The 8,251-nt window shown below is 75.7% G+C and carries 1 pseudogene; it reads right to left on the reverse strand.

The window, feature by feature from the left end:
- Positions 1-8,244, reverse strand: a pseudogene (locus ACFTWP_RS27965) (type I polyketide synthase); the annotation flags it as partial.
- Positions 8,245-8,251: the final 7 nt, after the last annotated feature.

An 8,251-nucleotide genomic window follows, 5' to 3' on the forward strand; every position in this document is an offset into this window, starting at 1 on the left:
GCGGATGCCGTGGGTGGTGACGAGGTGGCGGGCGAGGAGTGCGCCGAGGTCGCCGGTGCCGCCCGTGATCAGCACCGTGCCGTCCGGATCCAGGATGGTGGGCTCGGCCGGGGCGTTCGCCCTGGCCAGCCGGGGGACGAGCAACTGTCCGTCCCGAAGCGCCAGTTGACTCTCCCTAGTGGCGAGGGCCGTCGGCAGGGCATGCCAGGAGGCATCGCCGCCGTCGAGATCCGCCAGCACGATCCGGTCGGGGTACTCCGCCTGCGCCGCGCGGACCAGACCCCAGACGGCGGACTGGGCCGGATCGGTGGACGGCTGCGCCGGGGAGCAGGTGACCGCGTTCCGGGTGAGCAGGGCCAGCCTCCCCCGGGCCGAACGGTCGTCGGCCAGCCAGGAGCGCACCGAGGCCAGGGCCTGCTCCGCCGCCGCCCGGGCGGCGGCCGGGTCCGTGGCGCTGTCGACCGTGACCGGGACGACGGTGACGGCGCTCTCCCCGGGGGCGGGCCGGCCGCTGAGCGGCACCGGCGGGGTGCCGGTCCCGCGCCAGTCGAACACAGCCGGTTCCGAAGGGCCGGTGGGCCCCGGCACCCAGTCGAGTCGGTACAACGCCCCTGCGGCTTCGGCCTGCTCGGTGTGGAGGTCGCCCGCGTTCGCCCGCCGGGCGGTCAGGCGCTCGACGTCGGCCACCGGGTCGCCCCGGCCGTCGGCGATCGCCATGGTGACGGTGTCCGGTCCGGCCGGCGCGATCCGCACCCGCAGCCGGGTGGCCCCGGCGGTGTGGATGCGGACGCCCGACCAGGAGAACGGCACCGCCGCCCCCGAGCCGGAGCCCAGGCCGTCCATCGCGGCCGGGTGCTGGGCCGCGTCCCACAGGGCGGGATGCAGGGCGAAGGACTGCGGGTCGACGCCGTCCGGGAGGGCCACCTCGGCGTAGCGCGTGTCGCCGTCGCGCCAGGCCCTGCGGACGCCCCGGAACAGCGGGCCGTACGCCACCCCTTGGCCGGCGAAGGCCTCGTACAGGCCGTCCACCGGGACCGGCTCGGCGCCCGCCGGCGGCCATGCGCGCAGGTCGTGGCCGGGCGCCACCGCTCCGTCGGCGGACAGGACGCCGCTCGCGTGCAGGGTCCACGGTGCCGGGCCGGTGGTGTCGTACCGGCGTGCGTACACCCTCAGGGCGCGCCCGCCGGACGTGTCCGGTTCCTCGGCCAGGAGCTGGAGTTCGGCCTCCTCGTCCGGTCCGACGACCATCGGCGCGTGTAGGGTCAGCTCCTCGATCCGTGGGCAGCCCACGGCTTCGGCGACCTGCGCGGCCAGTTCGACACAGAGGGTGCCGGGCACGACCGTCGTGTCGAAGAGCCGGTGCTCGGCGAGCCAGGGCGCGGTTTCCGCCGAGAGCCGACCGGTGCCGAGGAAACGGTCGCTGTCGCCCAGCCGCACCACCGCGTCGAGCACGGGGTGTCCGCCGCCCCGCGGATCGCGCCGGGGGGTGAGGGCCCGCTGCGGCCAGTAGCGGCTGTGCTGGAAGGCGTAGGTGGGCAGCTCCACCGTGCGCCCGGCGCGTCCGGCGAAGACCACCCGCCAGTCCACCGGAACGCCCTGGGTGTGCAGTTCGGCGGCGGCCTGCAGCAGCGCGGCCTCCTGCGGCCGGTTCCGGCGCTGCGCTGTCACCACGCTCCGCCGCCCGGCCAGGCTGTCGGTGGCCATCGAGCTGAGCGCACCCTGCGGGCCCACCTCGACGAACAGGGTGGCGCCCGCCGCCTCCAGGCTGCGTACAGCGTCGTGGAAGAGCACGGTGTCCCGGGCGTGGCGGACCCAGTGGCCGGCAGCGGCCGGCTCCTCGGCGGTCACCGGGCGCCCCGTCAGGGTGGAGACCAGCGGGATGCGCGGGGCGTGGAAGGTCAGCTTCCGCGCGACCCGTTCGAAGGCGGCGAGCATCGGGTCCATCAGCGGAGAGTGGAAGGCGTGGCTGACCCGCAGCCAGGACACCCGGCGGCCGCGCTCGCGCAGCACGTCGACCACCTCGGCCACCGCCCCGCGGTCGCCCGACAGCACGGTCGCCCGGGGGCCGTTGACCGCCGCGACCCCGACGGCGCCGTCGTGCGGTCCGGCCAGCAGTTCGGCGAGTTCGGCCGGGTCGGCCTCGACCGCGGCCATCGCCCCGCCGGTCGGCAACGCCTGCATCAACCGGCCCCGGGCGCAGACCAGTTCGGCCGCGTCGGAGAGTGAGAGCACGCCCGCCACGTGGGCGGCCGCGATCTCCCCGATCGAGTGCCCGGCCAGCAGGTCCGGGGTGGCACCCCAGGACTCCAGCAACCGGAACAGCGCGACCTCGAACGCGAACAGCGCGGGCTGCGCGTATTCCGTCCGGTCGATCAGGGCCTCGGCCTGCTCGTCGCCGGGCTCGGCGTGGACCACCGCGCGCAGCGGCCGCTCCAGGTGCGGGTCGAGGGCCGCGCACGCCGAGTCGAAGGCGGCGGCGAAGACCGGGTACGCACCGTGCAGGTCGCGTCCCATACCGACGGCCTGGCTGCCCTGGCCGGCGAACAGGAACGCCGTCCGCTGCCCGTCGTGCGCCTGCCCGTGCACCACCCCTGCGGTGTCCCGGCCCTCGTGCAGCGCGGTGAGCGCGGCCAGCGCCTGCGCGTGGTCCTCGGCCAGCACGACGGCGCGGTGCCGCAGGGAGGTGCGGGTGGTGGCGAGGGACCAGGCCACGTCCAGCGGCCGGGTGTCCGGGCGCGCCGTCAGGTGCTCGGCCAGCCGCAGCGCCTGGCCGCGCAGAGCCTCGGGGCTCCTGGCGGACAGCGTCCAGGGGACGACCCGGTCGTCCGGCTCGGCGGGCCGGGCAGCGGGCTCGTCGGCCGGGGGCTCCTCGATGATGACGTGGGCGTTGGTGCCGCTGATCCCGAACGAGGACACACCGCCGCGCCGGGGGCGTCCGCTGCGCGGCCAGGGGCGGGGCTCGTCGAGCAGCTGCACCGTCCCGCTCGACCAGTCGACGTGCGGGGTCGGCTCGGTCAGGTGCAGGGTCTTCGGCAGCCGTTCGTGTCGCAGCGCCTCGACCAGCTTGATGATGCCGGCCAGGCCCGAAGCGGCTTGGCTGTGGCCGATGTTGGACTTGAGCGAGCCCAGCCACAGCGGCCGGTCGGCTGGGCGCCGCGCGCCGTAGGTGGCGAGCAGGGCCTGGGCCTCGATCGGGTCGCCGAGCTTGGTGCCGGTGCCGTGCGCCTCCACCGCGTCGACGTCGTCGGGGGTCAGTCCGGCATCGGCCAGGGAGCGGCGGATCACCCGTTCCTGGGCGGGGCCGTTGGGCGCGGTCAGGCCGTTGCTGGCGCCGTCGGAGTTGACGGCGGAACCGCGCACCACGGCCAGTACCCGGTGGCCGTTGCGCCGGGCGTCGGACAGCCGCTCCACCAGGAGGACAGCGACGCCCTCGCTCCAGCTGGTGCCGTCCGCGTCGGCGGAGAAGGAACGGCACCGGCCGCTGGGGGAGAGCACCCGCTGCCGGCTGAACTCGGTGAACAGCAGCGGACTGGTCATCAGGGTGGCACCGCCCACCAGCGCCAGCTCGCAGTCGCCACGCCGCAGTGCCTGGGTCGCCCAGTGCAGCGCCACCAGGGACGACGAGCAGGCGGTGTCGACGGTGACCGCCGGCCCGCTGAACCCGAAGGAGTACGCCAGGCGACCGGACAGCACGCTGGCGGTGTTGCCGGTCCCGATGTACCCCTCCAGGTCGTCCTTGCCGGTGGCCAGCACCCGGGGGTAGTCCTGGCCGTTGGTGCCGACGAAGACGCCCACCGGGCCGGCGGCGGCCGCCGCGACGGGGTCGACACCACCGCGCTCGAAGGCCTCCCAGGCGGTCTCCAGGAGCAGCCGCTGCTGCGGGTCCATGGCCAGGGCCTCGCGAGGGGAGATCCCGAAGAAGGCCGCGTCGAAGTCGGCCACGGTGTCGATGAAGCCGCCCTGGCGGGCATAGGTGGTGCCGGGCCGGTCGGAGTCGGGGTGGTACAGCCGGGCGAAGTCCCAGCCGCGGTCGGTGGGGAAGTCGCCGACGACATCGGCGCCGGTGTCCAGGACCTCCCAGAGCTGCTCCGGGGAGCGGATGTCGCCGGGGAACCGGCAGGCCATGGCGACGATCGCGAGCGGTTCGGCGGAGGCGTCGGCCGGGACCGGCGGGGTGCTGTCCACGGCGTCCGCCGTCCCGGTGAGGAGGGCGAGGACGTGGTCGACGACGGCCCGGGGGGTGGGGTGGTCGTAGACCAGGGTCGTGGTGAGCCGCAGGCCGGTTGCCGCGCCCAGCCGGGTGCGCAGGCGGACGGCGGTGAGCGAGTCGAGGCCGAGCTCCTGGAAGCGCTGGTCGGTACCGACCGCCCGGTCCAGCGGATGGCCGAGAACGGTGGCGACCTCCGTACGGACCAGGTCGAGCAGGAAATCCCGGCGGGCGGCCGGTTCGAGGCCCTGGAGTCGGTTGCCGGGGGTGTCGGACTGCCGGGTCCGGGCGGGGGCGGGCCCGGGGGAGGACGGCAGGGAGAGCACCGCCTGGCCCGCGTGCCGGGCCTGGCTCAGGTGCTCGAACGCTTCGGCGGCCTGCCCGATGTCCCAGACCGGGACGGCGGGCGGGGGCAGCGTGCCGTCCGCGAACAGTGGGGCCAGTTCGGCGAGGACGGCCTGGATCCGGTCCGGTCCGGCGTCGGCCAGGTCGGCCGCCAGGTAGCGCACGCCCGGGTGGTCGGCGGTGACCTGCCCGGGATCGCGCCGGTCCGTCCGGCCGGTCTCGACGAACCGGCCGCCCCGTGGCAGCAGCCTCAGCGAGGCGTCGGTGAACTCCCCGGCCAGGCAGTTCAGGACGACGTCCGCGCCGCGCCCGTCGGTGGAGTCGAGCAGCTTCGGCGCGAAGCCGGGGGTGGTCGAGGAGGCGAGCAGCGCCGGTGACAGGCCCAGCGCCCGCAGCGCCGCCTCGTGCTCGGGCAGGTCGGTGGCGAGGACGGTCGCTCCCCGGTGACGGGCCAGGTGGACCGCGGCCAGGCCGGTGCCGCCACCGGCGGCGTGCACCAGCAGCGTCTCGTCGGCGCGGAGTCCGGCGAGCCCGTACAGCGCGTGGTGGGCGGTCACATGGGCCAGCGGCGTGGCGGCACCCTGTTCGAAGGTCCAACGGCCCGGCAGGGCGGAAGCCAGACGGTGGTCGGTGACCGCGACCGGGCCGGCCGCGCCGCTCGGGAACAGGCCCATCACCCGGTCGCCCACGGCGAGCCCGGTGACCTCGGCGCCGGCCTCCAGCACCACGCCCGCCGCCTCCACGCCCAGTCCGCTGCCGGTCTCGCCGTGCAGCGCCAGACCGAGGCCGACCAGGACGTCCCCGAAGTGCAGACCGGTGGCGCGGACGGCGACCCGGATCTCGCTCGCCCCGAGCGGGCGGTGCGCCTCGGGCGCGGGCACCGGGGCGAGGGTGCCGAGGTCGCCCGGCTCGGTGACGGCGAGTTGCCAGGCCGCCTCCGGACCTCGGGGGCCGGCCGCGTCGGTCGCGGCTGCCGGAGCCTTCGGGACGTCGTCGGCGGGCAGCCAGTAGCGGCTCCGGTGGAAGGCGTAGGTGGGCAGGTCGACGCGGCGCGCCGGGCCGAAGTAGCGGTCGGCGTCGAGCCGGGCTCCGCCCGCCACCGCCTCGGCCACCGCGTCCGAGAACCGGTCGAGGGTGCCGTCGCCGCGGTGCAGCGAGCCGACGACGACGGTCTCGGTGCCGGCCTCCTCGACGATCTCCTGCAGGGCCTGGGTGAGGACCGGGTGCGGGCTGCACTCGATGAACAGATCGAAGCCGTCCGCCAGCATGGCGCGGGCGGTCCGCTCGAACTCCACCGGTTGCCGCAGGCTCCGGTACCAGAACTCGGCGTCATGGGCGGCCGGTTCGAGCAGCCCGCCCACGGTGGGCGAGTACATCGGCAGCCTGGCCGGACGCGGCGCCACCGGGGCGAGCGCGGCGGTCAGTTCATCCCGTAGCGCCTCCACCTGCGCGGAGTGCGAGGCGTAGTCCACGGCGATGCGGCGGGCCCAGACGCCGTCCGCCTCGCAGTGCGCCCGGAGCTCCTCCAGCGCGCGGGCCGGACCGGCGACCACCACCGAGCGCGGACCGTTGACCGCAGCGACGGTCAGCGCGCCGTCCCAGGCGGCCAGTTGCCCGCCGACGCGGGCGGGCGTGGCGGACACGGCCAGCAGCCCGCCGCCGAGGTCACCCAGCGACATCAGAGCCCGGGAACGCACCGCCACCACCTGGGCGGCCTCCGGTAGCGACAGCGCGCCGCTGACGGCCGCCGCGGCGATCTCACCCTGGGAGTGACCCAGCACCCCGGACACCTCGATGCCGCAGGACTCCCAGAGGGCGGCGAGTGAGACCATCACGGCCCACAGCGTGGGCTGGACGACGTCGGTGCGCTCCAGGGCCGGCGCACCGGGCGTGCAGCGCAGCACGTCGGTGAGTGACCAGTCCACCTGCGGGCGCAGCGCTTCGGCGCACTCTTCCAGGCGCCGGGCGAACACGGCGGAGGAGTCGAGCAGTTCGACGGCCATCTCGGCCCACTGGCTTCCGGTACCGGGGAAGACCAGGGCGGCCCGGCCGGAGCCGGCGAGCGACCGGAAGACCCGGCCCGTGGACGTCCCGGTCGCCAATGCGTCCAGTCCGGAGAGGAGTTCGGCCCGGTTGCGGCCGGCTACGACCGCCCGGTGGGCGAAGACGGTACGGGTGCGCGCCAGCGACCAGCCGATGCTTTCGGGGCCGAGCCCGGGCTCCGCCCGCAGGTGGGCGGCCAGTCGTTCGGCCTGCGCGGGCACGGTGTCGGCGCTCTTGGCGGAGAGCAGCCACAGCGGGGCGAGCCCGGACGAGGCCCCGTCGGCGGGCGCGGGCTCGGAGGGGGCCGGTGGGGCCTGTTCGAGCAGGACGTGCGCGTTGGTGCCACTGATGCCGAAGGCGGAGACGCCCGCCCTACGTGGCTCACCGGCGTTGGGCCAGGGGCGGGCCTCGGTGAGCAGGTGCAGCCGACCGTTCTGCCAGTCCACGTGCGGGGACGGCCGGTCCGCGTGCAGGGTGCGGGGCAGGACGCCGTGGCGCATCGCCATCACCGTCTTGATCACCCCGGCGACGCCCGCGGCGGCCTGGGTGTGGCCGAGGTTGGACTTGAGCGAGCCGAGCCAGAGCGGGCGGTCGGCCTCCCGGCCCGCCCCGTACACCGACTGGAGTGCCTGAGCCTCGATCGGGTCGCCGAGGGTGGTGCCGGTGCCGTGCGCCTCGATCGCGTCGATCTGGGCGGGCAGCAGCCGGGCGTTGTCCAGCGCCTGCCGGATGACCCGCTGCTGTGCGGGCCCGTTGGGTGCGGTCAGCGCGCCGCTGGCGCCGTCCTGGTTGACCGCGCTGCCGCGGACCAGGGCGAGCACCGGGTGGCCGTTGGCGCGGGCGGCGGACAGCCGTTCGAGCAGCAGGAGGCCGGCGCCCTCGGACCAGCCGGTGCCGTCCGCCCCTGCCCCGAAGGCCTTGCAGCGGCCGTCCGGCGCCAGCCCGCGCTGGCGGCTGAAGCCGACGAAGGTGGCCGGCGTCGCCATCAGCGACACCCCGCCTGCCAGGGCGAGGTCGCAGTCGCCTTGGCGCAGCGCCTGGATCGCGAGGTGCAGGGCGACCAGCGAGGAGGAGCAGGCGGTGTCGACGGTGACGGCCGGACCCTCCAGGCCGAAGGTGTACGCGACCCGGCCGGAGGCGATGCTGCCCGCGCTACCGGTGCCGAGATACCCCTCGGTGTGCTCGTCGGGGTGGCGGACGCGGCTGCCGTAGTCGTTGTACATCACCCCGGTGTAGACGCCGGTCCGGCTGCCACGCAGCCGCTCGGCGGGCAGGCCGGCCCGTTCGAAGGCCTCCCAGGCGACCTCCAGCAGCAGCCGCTGCTGCGGGTCCATGGCCAGCGCCTCGCGGGCGTTGATCCCGAAGAAGGCGGGGTCGAAGTCGGCGTAGCCGTCGACGAATCCGCCGTGGAGCGTGGTGGACGTGCCGACGTGGTCCGGGTCCGGGTGGTACAGGGTGCCAAGGTCCCATCCCCGGTCGGCGGGGAAGCCGGAGACGGCGTCGGTGCCGTCGGCCACCAGCTGCCACAGCTCCTCGGGCGACCGGACCCCGCCGGGCAACCGGCAGCTCATCGCCACCACGGCGATCGGCTCGTGGGCCGCCTCCTCGATCTCGTCCAGGCGTCGGCGGGTCTGCTGCAGGTCGCCCGCCATCCAC

The sequence above is a fragment of the Kitasatospora sp. NPDC057015 genome (assembly GCF_042673745.1).
Lineage (GTDB): Bacteria > Actinomycetota > Actinomycetes > Streptomycetales > Streptomycetaceae > Kitasatospora.